At 59.9% G+C, this 15,916-nt stretch carries 16 protein-coding genes; 10 read left to right on the forward strand and 6 right to left on the reverse strand.

What is annotated here, in order from left to right:
- The first annotated feature begins 1 nt into the window (after window position 1).
- The 3 genes from HMPREF2875_RS07130 (at window position 2) to HMPREF2875_RS07140 (ending at window position 1,871) form a co-directional block, all read left to right on the forward strand.
- A complete protein-coding gene (locus HMPREF2875_RS07130; RefSeq protein ID WP_070671592.1) occupies window positions 2–1,195 on the forward strand; it encodes an MFS transporter in 1,194 nt (397 codons plus the stop codon).
- A gap of 99 nt (window positions 1,196–1,294) precedes the next feature.
- Window positions 1,295–1,576, forward strand: a complete 282-nt coding sequence (locus HMPREF2875_RS07135) for a type II toxin-antitoxin system RelE/ParE family toxin (protein ID WP_070671594.1) — start codon at window positions 1,295–1,297, stop codon at window positions 1,574–1,576.
- Between the two features lie 34 nt (window positions 1,577–1,610).
- A complete protein-coding gene (locus HMPREF2875_RS07140) occupies window positions 1,611–1,871 on the forward strand; it encodes a HigA family addiction module antitoxin (protein ID WP_070671596.1) in 261 nt (86 codons plus the stop codon).
- Between the two features lie 22 nt (window positions 1,872–1,893).
- Here HMPREF2875_RS07140 and HMPREF2875_RS07145 read toward each other — a convergent pair whose 3' ends face one another.
- Both HMPREF2875_RS07145 and HMPREF2875_RS07150 read right to left on the reverse strand, forming a co-directional pair.
- A complete protein-coding gene (locus HMPREF2875_RS07145; protein WP_070671598.1) occupies window positions 1,894–2,397 on the reverse strand; it encodes a GNAT family N-acetyltransferase in 504 nt (167 codons plus the stop codon).
- Window positions 2,398–2,408: 11 nt separating this feature from the next.
- Window positions 2,409–2,903 carry a GNAT family N-acetyltransferase gene (locus HMPREF2875_RS07150; protein WP_083311878.1) on the reverse strand — a complete coding sequence of 165 codons (495 nt, stop codon included), beginning with the start codon at window positions 2,901–2,903 and terminating at the stop codon, window positions 2,409–2,411.
- A 24-nt stretch (window positions 2,904–2,927) separates the two neighbouring features.
- On the opposite strand from HMPREF2875_RS07150, the gene HMPREF2875_RS07155 reads away from it, so the two are divergent.
- From HMPREF2875_RS07155 to HMPREF2875_RS07170, 4 genes are all read left to right on the forward strand, one after another.
- Window positions 2,928–3,752: a TatD family hydrolase gene (locus HMPREF2875_RS07155; protein WP_070671601.1), complete on the forward strand. Its 825-nt coding sequence runs from the start codon at window positions 2,928–2,930 to the stop codon at window positions 3,750–3,752.
- Between the two features lie 252 nt (window positions 3,753–4,004).
- Entirely contained in the window at window positions 4,005–5,153 is a 1,149-nt protein-coding gene (locus tag HMPREF2875_RS07160; RefSeq protein WP_070671603.1) for a resuscitation-promoting factor, read from the forward strand.
- A 33-nt stretch (window positions 5,154–5,186) separates the two neighbouring features.
- Window positions 5,187–6,029, forward strand: a complete 843-nt coding sequence (gene rsmA / locus HMPREF2875_RS07165) for a 16S rRNA (adenine(1518)-N(6)/adenine(1519)-N(6))-dimethyltransferase RsmA (RefSeq protein WP_070671606.1) — start codon at window positions 5,187–5,189, stop codon at window positions 6,027–6,029.
- Entirely contained in the window at window positions 6,026–6,964 is a 939-nt protein-coding gene (locus HMPREF2875_RS07170) for a 4-(cytidine 5'-diphospho)-2-C-methyl-D-erythritol kinase (RefSeq protein WP_070671608.1), read from the forward strand. Before rsmA ends, HMPREF2875_RS07170 begins: the two co-directional genes overlap by 4 nt.
- A 30-nt stretch (window positions 6,965–6,994) precedes the next feature.
- Here the strand turns inward: HMPREF2875_RS07170 and HMPREF2875_RS07175 are convergent, their stop codons facing one another.
- Window positions 6,995–8,287, reverse strand: a complete 1,293-nt coding sequence (locus HMPREF2875_RS07175; RefSeq protein ID WP_070671610.1) for a hypothetical protein — start codon at window positions 8,285–8,287, stop codon at window positions 6,995–6,997.
- Window positions 8,288–8,378: 91 nt separating this feature from the next.
- On the opposite strand from HMPREF2875_RS07175, the gene HMPREF2875_RS07180 reads away from it, so the two are divergent.
- Window positions 8,379–10,244: an ABC-F family ATP-binding cassette domain-containing protein gene (locus HMPREF2875_RS07180; protein WP_070671611.1), complete on the forward strand. Its 1,866-nt coding sequence runs from the start codon at window positions 8,379–8,381 to the stop codon at window positions 10,242–10,244.
- Window positions 10,245–10,268: 24 nt separating this feature from the next.
- On the opposite strand, the gene HMPREF2875_RS07185 is transcribed toward HMPREF2875_RS07180, so the two are convergent.
- Window positions 10,269–11,183: an AEC family transporter gene (locus HMPREF2875_RS07185; RefSeq protein WP_070671613.1), complete on the reverse strand. Its 915-nt coding sequence runs from the start codon at window positions 11,181–11,183 to the stop codon at window positions 10,269–10,271.
- Between the two features lie 139 nt (window positions 11,184–11,322).
- Here HMPREF2875_RS07185 and HMPREF2875_RS07190 point away from each other — a divergent pair, with 139 nt between their 5' ends.
- Window positions 11,323–11,880 (forward strand): hypothetical protein, encoded by a 558-nt coding sequence (locus tag HMPREF2875_RS07190; RefSeq protein ID WP_246817060.1) that lies wholly within the window; start codon window positions 11,323–11,325, stop codon window positions 11,878–11,880.
- Between the two features lie 105 nt (window positions 11,881–11,985).
- Window positions 11,986–12,309, forward strand: a complete 324-nt coding sequence (locus HMPREF2875_RS07195; protein ID WP_070671616.1) for a putative quinol monooxygenase — start codon at window positions 11,986–11,988, stop codon at window positions 12,307–12,309.
- A gap of 115 nt (window positions 12,310–12,424) precedes the next feature.
- Here HMPREF2875_RS07195 and HMPREF2875_RS07200 read toward each other — a convergent pair whose 3' ends face one another.
- Complete coding sequence (locus HMPREF2875_RS07200; protein ID WP_246817061.1) at window positions 12,425–14,833, reverse strand: acyltransferase family protein; 2,409 nt, start codon at window positions 14,831–14,833, stop codon at window positions 12,425–12,427.
- 212 nt (window positions 14,834–15,045) lie between these two features.
- Window positions 15,046–15,834 carry an HAD family hydrolase gene (locus HMPREF2875_RS07210; RefSeq protein ID WP_070671620.1) on the reverse strand — a complete coding sequence of 263 codons (789 nt, stop codon included), beginning with the start codon at window positions 15,832–15,834 and terminating at the stop codon, window positions 15,046–15,048.
- Between the last annotated feature and the right edge of the window lie 82 nt (window positions 15,835–15,916).

Genomic DNA, 15,916 nt, shown 5'->3' on the forward strand with positions numbered 1-15,916 from the left:
GATGGGTCAGGCGTTCCGGCGCACTCTTGCGCCTGCCTTGCTCTTCACCGTCGTGTGCCTCACGGCGGTGAATTTGCGATCCGGCATTGCGTCAGTGGCGCCGGTTTTAGGGCAAATCCAAGACTACTTTGGTATTAGTTCCGGCGCCGCGGGTCTTCTCACTGCGCTGCCTGGATTGTGCTTTGCTGTGATGGGCCTTGCCGCCGTTCCCATTGCGCGCCGCGTGGGACTAAGCCGGACTTTGGCAGCCGGAACGCTCTCGCTCGTTGTGGGGTTGGCGTTGCGCCCGTGGGTAGACAGCTTCCCGCTGTTCGTCGCGCTGACCTTGTGCGTGGTGGCGGGAATTGCGTTGGCGAATGTCCTGCTTCCCGCGTGGATTAAACAGCACGGCTCTGGCCGCACGCTGGTAGCGCTCATGACGACGTACACCACGATGTTGGGTGTCTCCAGCGCGTTGGGACCATTGTCCGCGGTGACCCAGAAGACTTGGCAAGGCGCACTGTGGGTGTGGTGTTTGCCGGCGGTCGCTCAGCTCATCGCGTGGGGCGTGGTGCTGCCGCGCGCTGGTCGCGATGTCGCACAAGGCGCAGTCGATGGCGCTGACACCCCGCGCCCCATGTACACCTCGCCCACTGCCGTGGCCATGCTCTTCTTCTTTGGCCTGCAATCCACCATGGCCTATGTCCAGATGGGCTGGTTGCCGCGCATGCTCGTGGACACAGGCGTGGGGGAGAACACGGCCAGCGTGGCCTTAGCCATTATCGGTGTGTTTAACATTGCCGGCGGTGTAATCATGCCGTGGCTCATTTCACGGCTGGACCGGTTGGCACCTGTGCCCGTGGTGCTAGCCCTGTGCACGTGTGCAGGATGGGCCGGTGTGCTGCTGGCTGCCGACGCTGCCCCGCTGGCCTGGGCATCCCTCATGGGAATCGGCGGCATGTGTTTCCCCTTGGCGCTGGCTCTACTCACCGCCCGGACGCGCAGCGCGCTGACCACTGCGCGCTTGTCCGGCTTCGTTCAGCCCGGCGGCTACATCCTCGCGGGGCTCGTGCCGTTGCTTGTTGGCGTCGTGCGTGGCGCCACCGGCAACTGGACTGCCGTGCTGATGGGCCTCATGGTCCTGTCACTATGCATGCTGGTGGCAGGCCTGCGCGCGACCGCGCGGGTCTATATCGACGACGAGCTCGTTGCCTAGAGAGTTTAGAGTCAAGGAGGTACCCTTTTATCTACAACGAAGAAGTATTTAACGGACCGCGTTATTGACGCGATACGTTATGGGGGGTAGGGTGAGTTTGTGATCCAGTCGTTTGCGGACAAGGACACCGAGCGTTTGTGGAATCGTGAGAGAGTGCGCTCAATCGATCCACGTATTCACTCGGTTGCCCTCCGTAAGCTCAGGCAACTGGGCTATGTCCAGACGTTGGATGAGCTCCGAATACCTCCGGGGAACAGGCTCGAAGCGTTAAAGGGCGATCGGCGGGGTCAGTACAGCATTCGTGTCAATAGTCAATGGCGGATCTGCTTCCGGTGGACCGCTGCAGGTCCACAGGAGGTTGAGATCGTTGACTACCACTAACAAGCTCCCCCCAGTTCATCCCGGTGAGGTTCTTATGGAGGATTTCCTGAAGGAAATGGGGATAACTCAGCACAAACTCGCCGTATCGATTGGAGTTCCGCCACGGCGGATTAATGAAATTGTCCACGGAAAGCGGACTATCACCGCTGATACGGCACTTCGACTGGCCAAATTTTTTGGCATGACTCCGCAGTTTTGGCTAGGTCTCCAGGCGCATTACGACTTGGATGTTGCGGAGGACAAAATCCTCTCGGATTTAGAGGTGATTGAGCCGTTTGAAGCGGCCTCGGCGTAATGAAAAGTGTGGCGGCACCGCGCTAGGAACGGTCGAAGTCGCGCTGCAAGTGAACCAAGCCGAGGCGCACGCCGTCCTTGGTGTGAATGTTGGGCATGCGGCCGGTTTCCACGAAGCCGAACTTCTTGTGCAGGGCAATGGACGCCTCGTTGGTATCCACGATGTAGGTGATCATGGTCTGGACGTAGTCGTTGTCTTGGGCGTGATCCATGAGCGTGGCCATGAGCTCACTGCCCACGCCTTTGCCGCGTGCGGATTCGGCAATGTAGACGGAGTCCTCCGCAGTGCCGTAATAGATGGCGGGAGTAACGAACTGGAAGTACGCGGCCCAGCCGACGATTTCGTCGTCGTCCACGGCGACGAAGACGGGGTAGTCGTCTTTCTCCATCTGTGCCAGCCATTGCTTACGGTCCTCGACGGATTCCTGCCAGGTCACCAGGTTGGCCGCCGGCGTTGCGGCGGACGCGGCGTTGTAGATGGTGGCGATGGAGGGGGCGTCGTCAAGCACTGCGGGACGAACGTGCATACGGGTAATCCTTAAACCATGAGTTGCAAGTGGGCCAAGTCTAACCACTGCCCAGCTTTGCGGCTGACTTCTTTTAGAGTTCCTACAGTGGCAAAACCGAACTTCTCATGCAACTTGATGGATGCGGTGTTGTCCGGCACGATGAGTGCCAGCAGCGTATGAACCTGTTCAGCTTGACGGGCATGCTGAACAACTGCCTCGAGCAGGCGTGTTCCCACCCCTTTCCCGTGGGCCGCGGGATCCACATAAATCGTGGTCTCATAGCACCCCAGCCACACCTTCGGATCGCGGTAGGGGCGGTAGAGCGCCCAGCCTAGGTAGGTGCCATCGTCCGCGTAAGCAACGAAACACGGGCAGTTCTCGCGGCGCAACTGGTGGAGATACTCGGTGCGTTCTTCCACCGTGGCGGGCTCACTACGGAAAATGAAGAGGGTTTCCTGAATAGCCCAATTCAGAGTAGCGGTCATCGCGGGGACGTCGGCGTCCGTCGCTTCACGGATAATCATGCGCGCAAGACTACACTCGCAGCCATGTCTAAGAAGAAGCCACGCCCCACGCCCGTGCCCGCTGAAGGTTTGAGCCAGCTTATCGACGCCCACACGCACCTCGCCTCCTGCCGCGACGCCGACGCTGACCTTGTTGCCCGCGCTCATGCCGCTGGAGTTGAGCGCATTGTCACCGTGGGTGACGGATTGGCTGAGGCGGAGAAGGCGCTGGTCGCAGCGCACGAATTCGGCAACGTGTATGCCGCGTGTGCGATTCACCCGACGAAGGCGCAGAAACTAGATGAGGCCGCCCGTGCACGCCTGAGTGAGATGGCAGCGGACCCGCGCTGCGTGGCCATCGGTGAAACCGGCCTGGACACGTACTGGATCCACCACGAGCCGGAGACCACGGCACCCCTGGAGGTCCAGGAGGAAGCCCTGCGCTGGCACGCCGCGTTGGCGGCGAAAGTAGGAAAGACGCTCATGATCCACAACCGTGAGGCCGATGAGGACCTTATGCGAGTACTAGGGGAGTGTGCGGAGGCGCCGAAGGTGATGCTGCACTGCTTCTCCTCACCGCTGGAAGTGGCCAAGGAAGCTCTTGAGCGCGGCTATGTGTTGTCTTTTGCTGGCAACGTGACCTTCAAGCGTAACGAAGAGATGCGCCAGGCCGCAGCGCTTGCCCCAGCCGGACAGCTGCTCATTGAGACCGACGCTCCGTACATGACTCCGGAGCCTTTCCGCGGTGCGCGCAATGAACCGTCGCTTATTGGCCACACTTATGCCTGTATTGCTGAGGCCCGTGGTCAAGACGTGGAAGAGCTGGCAGCTGAAGTGAAGGAAACCTTCGCGAGCGTGTTTGGAGTGTAGCTACCCGCCCACAGTGTGACGATCTTCACTATTTGAAAACCGGCTGCTCAAGGGTGGCGGGCGTGTTTGGTGTGACGAGTGTGCTGCTAGTGGTTGCGGCGTGTGAGGACTTCTAGATCGTTACGTGCTGTTACCGTATCGTTATCCAAAGTTAGCCCGGCCTTGATGTTGCCGGGGCGCGCATTCTGTCGCGCAGAATCAACTGCTGGGCAGATGCCTGGCACGAAATACTGCAGAGACGAGTAGAGGTTTATGTCCCCGAAGAAGCAGATCAAGCGTATTAACAACTCCCGCTCCCTGCCGCTGCGTATGGCCACCGGCGGCGTCTTGGGCACCCTGGCTGTCGGCGGTGTCGTTGCCGTTGGCGCTCAGAAGGATGTCACCCTTGACGTCAACGGTGAGACGACTACTCTGGCCACCTTTGCGAGTGATGTCAACAGCGCCTTGGAGGCCGCGGGCGTTGACGTGGCGGGCGATGACCTTGTCTACCCGGCCTTGTCCGAGGAACTAGCTGATGGTGACTCCATCACGGTCCGCACCGCCAAGCCGGTTGCTGTGACCATCGACGGCGTGGAAACGCAACTGTCCTCCACTGACCTCACCATTTCCGATCTGCTGGGTGGCCTCGACGGCATCGTGCCTGGCGCTGCGGTAACCTCCGGGTCGAAGACCGTTGAGGACGATGAGGTGGTGACCGAAGGCATGAACATCGAGGTAGTCTCCCCGAAGATCGTGAAGGTCTCCGACGGCGGCTCAGTCTCCTACGCCAGCATCGCTGCCAAGACCGTGGGGGATGCCCTCGAAGCTCGTGGCATCACTGTGGATAAGGATGACCGTGTCAGCCCCGCTCTGGATACCCCGGTCACCGCCGGCATGAGCATCACCGTGGATCGCGTTGAAGTCTCCGAGGAAGAGAAGACCGAAGACTTCGATGCTCCGGCTGACTACTTTGATGATCCGGAGCTTGAGGAAGGCTCTGAAGAGGTCCGTGAGGAGGGAACTCCAGGCTCGCGCACCGTGACCCGCAAGATCGTCAAGGTTAACGGTAAAGAAGAATCCAACGACGTCATCAAGGAAGACGTCCACACTGAACCCGTAGCCGCACGTATTGCCCGCGGCACCAAGCCGAAGTCCACTGCCCCTGCCGTAGCTGAAGGTTCCGTCTGGGATGCTATTGCGCAGTGTGAGGCTACCGGTAACTGGTCTATCAACACCGGTAACGGTTTCTCCGGCGGTCTGCAGTTCACCCCGTCCACCTGGGCCGCCTTCGGCGGTAACGAGTACGCACCGCAGGCATGGCAGGCAACCCGTGAGCAGCAGATTGCAGTGGCTCAGAAGGTCCAGGCAGCTCAGGGCTGGGGCGCATGGCCTGCCTGCACCGCAAAGCTTGGCCTGCGCTAAAACTGCGGCGCGCCGCGTATTAGTCTGGAAGACATGACACAACCCCACCTGCTGGGCCCGGTGGAGATCCGCGAGCTCGCTGCTGAGCTCGACGTCACCCCGACGAAGAAGCTGGGCCAGAACTTTCTCCATGACCCCAACACCATTCGGCGTATCGTTGCCGCCGCGGACCTCTCCGCTGAGGACCGCGTAGTGGAGGTTGGCCCCGGCCTCGGCTCACTGACTTTGGGTCTGCTGGGGGAAGTAGAACACGTCACCGCAGTAGAGATTGACCCGCGCTTAGCGGCCAAGCTCCCGGAGACCGTGGCCCAGCGTGCTCCGGAGCAGGCACACCGCCTGACCTTGGTGGAAAAAGACGCCCTTACCGTGGAAAAGGGCGAGTTGGGCGAGCCTACAGCGCTCGTGGCGAACCTTCCCTATAACGTGGCCGTTCCAGTGTTGCTACACCTGTTGGAGCTGTACCCCTCAATCCGCCGTGTCCTCGTCATGGTTCAGCTGGAAGTGGCCGAGCGCCTCGCGGCCGCGCCGGGAAGCAAGGTCTATGGCGTGCCGAGTGTCAAAGCTGCTTTCTATGGTCCCGTGCGCCAGGCCGGAACAATTGGCAAAAATGTCTTCTGGCCCGCTCCTAAGATCGAGTCCGGTCTCGTGCGCATTGACTGCACGCGTCCCTATGATGAAGCACTGCGTCCGCAGCTTTTCGCGCTTGTCGATGCTGCCTTTGCCCAACGCCGCAAAACTCTGCGTGCGGCACTCGCTGGTCACTATGGCTCCGCCGCAGCTGCCGAAGAAGCACTACACGCAGCCGGCATCGATCCGCGCCTGCGCGGTGAGAAACTCGGTGTGGAGGACTTTGTCCGATTGGCGGGCCAATCATGAGTCAGCCACTCGCGCCGTCCGCACAGCTGTGGCAGGCCCGCGCACACGCCAAAGTCAACCTGCACCTTGGCGTCGGCGATGCCCGCGAGGACGGATTCCATGAACTCGCTACGGTTTTCCAAGCGCTCGAGGTTCATGACGTCGTCAGCTATCGCTGGTCAGAAGACACCACGGTGGAGGTCACCGGCCGCCACGCACAAGGCGTGCCCGCCACGACAGATAACCTGGCTTGGCGGGCTGTGGAGCTGGTCGCACAACGCCTCATGCTCCCAGCGACGGGCATCCTGACGATGGAGAAAAACATCCCGGCTGCCGGTGGCATGGCTGGCGGTTCGGCCGATGCCGCCGCAGCCTTGCTCCTTGCCAACCATGCATTAAGCACCGAATTCTCCAGGGAACCAGTAACCGAGGAGAATCTTTTTGAACTTGCCGCAGAACTAGGCTCCGATGTGCCCTTCACGCTCCTGGGTGGTACCGCCTTGGGTCGGGGGCGTGGCGAACTGCTCACCTCGATGTTGTCGCGCGGACGCTATATCTGGGCCATCATCACTAACGCTGAGGGGCTGTCTACCCCGACGGTCTTCCACAAGCTCGATGAGCTTCGTGCAGCTGGCCGCGGAAGCTCCCCGCACCTCGATACCGAAGCGGTTGGCCAAGCCCTCATAAGCGGCAACCCACGTGAACTTGCCGCAGTCATGCACAATGATCTCCAACCGGCCGCGCTGTCCCTGCGGCCAGACCTGCGCAAAATCCTTGAGACCGGCGAAGCCGCCGGCGCTCTGAAGGGGATTGTCTCTGGCTCTGGCCCTACCTGCGCTTTCCTCTGTGAGGATGAGGAGACAGCAGCTGAGGTCGTGGCTCAAGTCTGTGCCGATAACCGCGGCACCCGCGGCCTGGTGACAACGGGCCCAGCCAGCGGCGCCTCGCTGGTCTAAGTATTCGGCTAAAGGCGTATAGGGGAGGAGCTACATAACCGCCATCTCCACTGGTTTCATCTCCAGCGGAATGCGCTGTGGTTCCTTGTCTCCGAGCAGATCGACGATGACAAGCTCTTCTTTAGCTGCGTCCGTGATGTAGGCATAGCCATTGGCCGCCTTCAGGATAGGTCCGGGCAGCTGCCATTCCTCGTTTTCCTTCCACGGAGCAATAGCGTCGATCTTCTTCGTCACCTCGCCGGATTCAGGGTCAATAATGTTGAGCTTGCCGTCGGTGGTGAGAACCAGTGCTTCCCCAAGCGGGCCGCGGGCCAAGGAGCGGAACCAATAGGATTCCCCGAGCTCGACCTTCTGGGCGGAGTAATCCTCAGTATTAATGAGCGTGACCGAGGTCGGGCGCTCGAATTCGGCGTCCTTATCCGTCTTGTTGTCTGCCAAGATGACGTTGGACTCCTCCGAGCCGGCAGAATTGCCTGAGCGCTGATAGCCGTCTTTGCCGGCATAGGCAGAGACATCTACCTTGTGGAAGTCCGTGCCGTCGAAGACCACCGGTCCGTCTTCGCATCCGAAGAAGAGCGTGCCGTTGCCGGCGGCTGCTTCGCCGTGTACGCCGGGGCATGCGGTAGTCTCCGCCAGGACTTTTCCGGACTTGTCAAGGTGCTGGATGGTGTGGCGTTCGTCTTCAGTGCCCTTGGTGATGACCACGGAGCCGTCCTTGAGCGGCACGGCCACCCCGTGATGTGCTGCGCCGGTCTCAACGGTGTTGACCGGCTCGGCGTCCGCATTGCCGATGTCATCCGTCTTGTAGATTTTCGCCACGCCGTCACCATCGGAAAAGAGCGCGGTAAAGCCGTCATGATGAACAACATGGCCGGCATGAGGGGCATCGAGGGAGTCATCACCAAGCTTCGGCTCCGCCGTGTAATAGTGCTTGTGGTCGCCATGCGGCTTGGTGATGCGCCCAGTGTCGAAGGTGAGGAAGCTATCGCCCTTGGTCACCATGACATGGCGGTTATCGCCGGCATCACTGAGGCGTAGAAAGGCCTTCATGTCCTCGGTGCCAATGACTTCGCCGGTTTCGCCGTCAATAGTGGTGAGACCATCTTTGTGGGAGAGCACAATACGTGTGGGCAGCTGCGCTACCTCGGTCTCGCCCTCAGCGGACTCGAATCCATCGTGGCTGTGGGCTGAGTCTGCAGAATCAGCAGCTGAGGGTTCAGTACTGCTTGGGGGAGTGCTGTCGTTATCAGGGGCGGAGCAAGACGTAATGGCGATGGCCGCTGCGGATAGTGCAGCGCACAGGGTAAGGGTGTGGTTCTTCATACAGAATGACAGTATTGCAAGTGAAAATCACTAGCAATAAGTTTCTGAGTGCGGGGGTAACCGTGGCGAGGCACTAAGATAGATCCTCGTTATGGCGAACCTCATCAACCTCGAAAACGTAACCAAATCTTTTGGTCTCAAGACCCTTCTCAACGGGGTCTCCCTCGGCGTCCAAACCGGCGACCGGATTGGCATCGTCGGTGTTAACGGTGGCGGCAAGACCACGCTGCTGGAGGTCCTCACCGGCATCGAGCCGCCGGACTCAGGCCGAGTATCTCACAACTCGGATTTGCGTATGGCTGTGGTGACGCAGCGTTTTGAGGTCGACGAGTCTCTCACCATCTCCCAAGTCATCATCGAGCCGTTGGGTTTGGAGACTTTCGAGTGGGCCTCTAATGCCAAGGTGCGCGATGTCTTGGGTGGTCTGGGCATTGTTGACCTCGGACTCGACACGAAGGTGGGCTCACTATCTGGTGGTGAGCGCCGCCGCGTCAACCTGGCCGCAGCGCTCGTGCAGGATCTCGACGCCGTGGTGCTCGATGAGCCCACCAACCACTTGGATGTGGAAGGTGTGCAGTGGCTGGCCAATCATCTACTGTCCCGCAAACTGGCGGTTATCGTCGTGACGCACGACCGCTGGTTCCTCGACACCGTGGCTACAACCACCTGGGAAGTTCACGACGGTGTTGTTGATGCTTATGAAGGCGGCTACAACGACTGGACCTTTGCCCGCGCTGAGCGTGCCCGCCAGGCCGATGCTATCGAGCAGCGCCGCCAGAACTTGGCCCGCAAGGAACTGGCGTGGTTGCGCCGCGGTGCACCGGCCCGCACGTCCAAGCCGCGCTACCGTATCGAGGCTGCCGAGGCGATTATTGCGGACGTCCCAGCACCGCGCGACAAGGTTGAGCTCATGGCCTTCTCCAAGCAACGCCAGGGTCGCGTCGTTATTGAGCTCGAGGATGCACAGATCACCACGCCGGATGGCCGCACGCTGGTAGACCACCTCACGTGGAGGCTGGCTCCAGGCGAGCGCATCGGCCTCGTCGGCGTCAACGGTTCTGGAAAGACCACGCTCCTGCGCGCCCTCGCAGGCGAGGTGGAACTGGCAGCCGGCAAACGCATTGAGGGAAAGACCGTGCGCCTGGGGTGGTTGCGCCAGGAACTTGATGATTTGGATCCGGAGCGCAGGCTTCTCGACGCCGTCGAGGACGTCGCCACCTATATCCAGTTGGGCAAGAAGGAGCTGTCTGCTTCCCAATTGGCTGAGCGTCTAGGCTTTTCGGCCAAGCGCCAGCGCACTCCGGTGGGCGACCTCTCGGGTGGTGAACGTCGCCGACTGCAACTGACTCGTGTTCTCATGGCAGAACCAAACGTGCTGCTTCTCGACGAGCCCACAAACGACCTCGATATCGACACCCTCCAGGAACTGGAGTCGCTCCTAGATTCTTGGCCGGGCACCATGGTGGTCATTTCGCACGACCGCTACCTCATTGAGCGCATTGCGGATAGCACCTATGCCATGTTTGGGGATGGCAAGCTCACCAACCTGCCGGGCGGAATCGAGGAGTACCTGCGCCGCCGCCAGCAAATGGAGGCGGCTGCTTCCCGCGGTGTTATTGACCTCGGCGAGAAGACTACTTCGACGGGCTCTGGCGAAGATAGCATCACGGGTGATGCGACCACGGCGGAAAACGCCGCACCGACGAAGCGCTTGAGCTCCCAAGAAGAACGCGAGCTGACTAAGAAGATGAACGCGCTGGAGCGCAAAATGGCCAAGCTCGATGAGAAGACTTCACAGCTCAACGAGAAGATGGCCGATGCGGCCGAGAAAATGGCCTCCGGCGACGGTGACTCCGCAGAGCTCTCCCGACTGGATTCTGAGCTCAAGACTGTAGCTGCCGAGCGCGAAGAACTGGAAATGGAATGGCTCGAGCTAGGGGAGCAGCTCGAAGGCTAGGGAGAAAGAAGCGGAAAGCGGACCTTAGCCGAAAAGTGCGGCGATGCCTAGCATGGCAGGCAAAGAGAGGAACGTGGTGAGGAACACCGTATCGCGCGCCACGGTTTCTCCCACCTGGTAGGTGGCCGCGTAGTTGTAGACATTCTGCGCGGTCGGAAGCGCCGCCAAAATCAGCGCTGCGTAGAGCTCGTCGCCGCTGAGGCCAAAAGCTAAACCTGCGACGAAAGCGATGGCTGGCATACCAATGAGCTTGAGCGCCGTTGCCACGATGGTGGGCAGGCGGTCGTTGTCCAGCAGCGAATCACCCTTGAGGGAGGCACCGAAGCTCATGAGAATCATGGGGATGGAGGCGCCACCCAGGATTTCCAACGGCGCCATGATGACGTCGGGCACGGTCCACCCGGCAGCAGAGACGATGAATCCCAAGACGGCAGCGATGACTACGGGTGCGGTAACACCTGACATCACCGAACTTATGACTGAGCGCAGATTCGTTCCTTGTGTATTGAGCCCAGCGATAATAAAAGGTGAGAGCACCGCCATCTGCAGCACCAGCGCAGGCACGACGAAAGTGGCATCACCGATGACGTAGGTGGCGATGGGCAGACCAATGTTGACGGAATTGTAGTAGCTCGAGGCCGCCGCACCCGCCATGGTTTCCGCGCCGCTGCGGCGGAAGAAGAACATACTCAGTAGTCCGTATACGCCCATTGTCGCCACCGATGCGACAGCGATAACTGCCACAACGGGGGAGGCAAATGCTGAGGTATCGGACTGCGCCACGCTGGAGAAAATCAATGCCGGCGTTGCTGCCCAGAAAGCGACACGGTTGAACTGTAAACGGGCTTCACCTTTGCCGATGACACCTTTGTGTGCCAGTACGAAGCCCACAGCGATAACCACGAAGATAATCGCAAAGCCCGTAAGGACATCCAGCACTAGTGATCAACCTTTCACACGCGTTCCGAGAAGCGCCGTAGAAAACAACGCCTTGGAGCATAACAATGCCATATCGAATTTCCTGTGAGTCTGCGAGGTTAGTTCACAGACGAAGCGATTGTATGGCACGGTAGAGGGCATGAATGCATTCCGTCGTGTTTCCCGCCTGTCCACCACCGCTGTACTGACCGCGGCGCTGGCTGTTTCCGGCGCATCCGCTGCGCAGGCGCAGGATATTAATCAGCTGTCCTCTCAGGCTACTGAGCAGATTAACTCCCTCCAGATCGAGCTGCCCACTCAGGCCTATGACTTGGCCGAGCAGTACAACGTGAAGCTGCCGCCGTTCGTGAAGACGCCTACCCCGTCCGTAGCGAACGAGCTCGTCGGCGCTACCCACTCCCACCTGCTGAAGCAGGGCCACCATGCCGATGACAACGCGAAGAAGATCGCCCAGGAATGGGCTGACCAAGCAGCTGCTGGCAAGGTCACCTTCCACGACAACGCTGGTGACGGCCTCACCCACCTGGAGGAGGGCAGCGGCAACATTTACAAGCTCACCGAGTCTGAGGCTAAGGACCGCGTGAAGTGGCTCAACCGCGATGTTCCGGTTACCAAGGCCGATGGCACCGGCTTCGGCGTTGCTCAGGCCTTTGACGGAAAGTACGTCTACGTGGCGGAGTACTTCTTTAACAAGTAATCCACCACCAGCCTCATTAACGGGCCCTGCTTCACTATGGCGTGAATGAACTGCCATAGGCAGGGCCTTCTGCACGTTTTCATGGAGACGGTTACAGTGGGGCCCATGATTTTGATCAACGTACAGTTCCACGTCAAGCCCGAGTACGCCGAGACCTTCCTCGACGAGATTGACTGGTACACCAAGGCCTGCCAGGCTGAGTCCGGCTGCATCGACTTCAAGTGGTTCCGTGATCCGGAAGACAAGCAGCGCTTCCTCCTGCTCGAGTCTTACAAGGACGGCACCGACGTCGACCACGTCAACACCGAGCACTTCAAGCGTTCCTGTGAGGAGCTCCCGAAGTACCTGGTGGAGACCCCGGACATCATCAATACCCACATCGATGGAAAGACCGAGTGGGACAAGATGGCTGAGTTCTCCGTCGACTAAGACGACGTCTCAGTCTCACTGAGGCCTAGCGCCGAAAAGCGCCGCTTTCGAGCGGCCCTTTTCGGCATTTTAAGGGGAGGAACAGGTAGGCAGGCTTAACTCCGTTGGGGTCGGATCAAGCTTCGCACGTTGTCGCGAGAGACTTGTCGCCATTGGCATACTGTTCAAGGGCCTGTTCAAAATCTTCGGCGTAAAGGTTCGCGCCTTCGGCCAACGGATGCACGCCGTCGTCGTACATCAGCGCGGGGTTCTCCTGGGCGGTGCCGCACCAATCCGCTAGGTAGACGTTCTCACGCTGCGATGCTGCCTGCACGATCTCTGCGCGTGCTTGGCCCATCCAATCACGTTCGCCATAGGGCACAGCGAAGACCACAGTGCGCTCGGGGCCCACAAGGTCGAGCAGCTCATCCAGGCGTCCAGCATCTGCAGAGCCATTGGTTCCCAGCCCCAAGAAGATCGTTGAGCGCAGTTGCCCAGAATCCTTCAGGGCACGCAGCGAATCAATGGCTTCAGAGTATTGGCGGGAGACCGCAGCATCAATAAGGATGCCTGGAAAACGCTCCGTGAGGGCATCGGAAGAAGCAAGCATGACGGAATCACCCAACGCAGTGATCTCCTTACCCGTGGGAACAGAACGCTTCTCCTTGGGCTTGTTAGTAGGCTGCGCTGGCGCTGACGCTGCCGCCTGCTCATTGGCCTGCGCCATGCGCTCAAGTTCGCGCTCGAGCTCCGTCTTATCCTCAGAAGTCGCCACACCATAGGCCACACCAATGGCAGAAAGCACGACGAGTGCTGGCACAACCGGCCACATGGCTTTGCCGAAGCCGACTTTCATCTCATGCAGGGAGGGACGGGAAGCCCAGTAATCGTGCCACGTCTTGATGTAGCCCCCGCGGCGGAAGGGGTTCTCCACAAACTGGTACGTCACCTCTGCTAGGACGAAGGACAGTGGCAGAGCAAGAATGCCCAGTGCCCATGCTGGAGCGTCGGACACGGCTATAAGGATCATGATGATGGGCCAGTGCCACAAGTACAGCGAGAAAGAACGCTGCCCCAGCCACCGCATGACGCGTGTACGGAACAGCCACGTCAAGGGACCGGTTTCGCACACAACGGACCAGATCATCGCTGCACCCAGCACGCTGGTGAGGACGAGGCCGCCGCGGTAGGTGAACTCACGGTCCGCGCCCATCCACACCAGCTGTGCTAGGTAGGCGAGCAAAGCAAGGACACCAACGGAACCGGCAAGGACGCCTTTGCTTGTCGACGCCCACGAGTCCGCCCCCGCCTCCTTCGACGTCGAGGTGAGCATGAAGGACAAGAGCGCGCCGATAAGTAGACCGAAAGCGTGGGTATCAGTCCCGTAATACACGCGGGTGGGATCCGCGCCCGGTGCGAAGAGAAAAGCCATGGCGAGGGCAGACGCCGTCGCAAGCACAAGTGCTACCGCGATAGGCAAACGCTTAGGCTTGCGGCGCGAAACAGCAAAGACGCCTGCCATGAGCAGCGGCCAGATGAGGTAGAACTGCTCCTCCACAGCGAGCGACCAATAGTGTGCAAAGACCTGCACTTCATTGGGCGCGAAGTAGGTTTGGCTGGTGGCGATCTGCGTCCAGTTATTGACAAAGAACAACGTGCCCAGGAATTGCTCGCGGATGCCAACAGCTAGGTCGCCCCCAATGGCCGCAACGATAGCGGTGCACAGACATAGCACCACGAGTGCGGCAGGAAGTATTCGCCGAAAGCGCCTTATCCAAAAATCTCTGAGGTTGATACGCCCAGTGACGTTGAACTCACGAATCAGCAGTGACGTGATGAGGAACCCAGAGAGGACGAAGAACATGTCCACACCCAGGTAACCGCCGGGCAGCAGATCACCGAAGAAGTGGTAGATCACTACGGCCATAACAGCGAGACCGCGCAGGCCATCAAGCCCCGGAACTTGGCGCAAGCGGGCGCGACGCTGCTGCTTGACGGTAGCGGATTCCTTTGGCACCGCCAGCACGTCATTGCTACCTTCGGCAGCATCCACACGGGCGGGAGCTCGGCGCTGCGCGCGGGTAGGTGTGGTGGGCTTGAGTTGCTGTTCGGTAGGCGTCCCGACGGGCTGAGAGCGTCGCGCTAAAGCACGTGAGATCTCAGCATCAGGAGTTACCTTGGCTGGTTGTGGCTCGGGGAGTTCTGTTGCTTCCTTCGCAGCTGATGCAGGCGTTACCGTGTCTTTGTCTTTCGCTGCAGCGGGCTGAGCTTGAGCAGTAGGCTCGGCTGTGGCTGAGCGCTGGGGAGTGACAGAACGCTGTGGTGTGACCGCCCGTGGGATGGGGCGGCGTCGGCGCGGTTTACTGTCCTCAGCCTCCTCGCGGGCCTTAGTGAGCTGTGCCTTTCGCACGGCGGAGGCTTTCGGGAGGGACGCTGCGTTCAGTTCGAGCGAGGAATTCTCGCCGCGCTGCGGGCGTCTGCGTTTCGGCGCCGGTGCAGGCTCTGACGTGCGCTTTGCCTTCGGCGCCGGCTTTGCCTTTGGCACAGACACTGGTGTCGGCGCAGCCGGCGCAGGGGAGGCAGATTTAGGCTGTGAGGGACTTGAGGAAGACTTCTCGTGCTTCGTCGAGCCTGACAAGATCGACCGCAGAAAACTCTTCACAACTACACTCCGCTTGTGGGGATCAGAGGGCTAGGGAACCCGAGTAATCCTACTCCGGGGGAATGCGTGAACCAGGCAGGTTTCCTGGGAGCGTGTTAGGAGCTCAGTAGCTGACGCAGCACCACGCTGACACCGTTGTCAGTGTTGGCGGGTGCGATGATGTCCGCGACCTCCTTGAGCTGTGGGTGAGCATTCTCCATGGCCACAGCTGTGCCCGCTGCCTGCAGCATCTCCAGGTCGTTGAGGTAATCACCGAAGGCCAAGGTGGCCGTAATGGGCACCTCTGATAACTCGGCGAGCTTGGTCAACGCGGCACCTTTATCCACCCCGCGAGCCATGACATCGAGCCATACCTTGCCGGAGACTGCGACGTTATCGTCAGGGACGGCCTGACGAATCGGCTCATAGACATGGGCTTCCGATCCTGACTCGCAAAAGATGGCGATTTTGATGATGTCGGAATCAGGGACGGAGGAAAGCTCCGGCACCCACGTGACAGCCTTGTAGTACTTAGTCAACTCAACTCGTGCTGCGTCAGATACATCTTCGGCCACAAAAGCAGTCTCTGGCGTGCATAGCACCGTGGTGTGCGGTTCGGTGATGGAATCAGCCGCAGTGCGGGCAGCGCGTACGGTTTCCTCCGCAATGGGGAAGGTGGCGATGATTTCACCGCCGCGCATAACTACCGAGCCATTTTCCGCGATGAAGGTGTCGATGTGAGGGAACATGTCCTTGAGCGTGGCCAGCTGACGGCCTGACGCCGGTACCAGCTCGCAGTGGCGCTCAGCCGCTAGTTTCTGGAGCTCCGGGAAATCAGCGGGAAGCTGGCCGTGGGCATCAAGGAGCGTGCCATCCATGTCGAGGGCAACAAGCTGTGGGAGCACGAAAAGTTACACCGTTTCTATGGTCTCGTCTGAGGTTTCGGCGGTCTTGAAAATTGGTGGCCGAAAAATCTGTGATATGGAA

Origin of the sequence: Corynebacterium sp. HMSC078H07, from assembly GCF_001812805.1 — a bacterium.
Taxonomy (GTDB): domain Bacteria; phylum Actinomycetota; class Actinomycetes; order Mycobacteriales; family Mycobacteriaceae; genus Corynebacterium.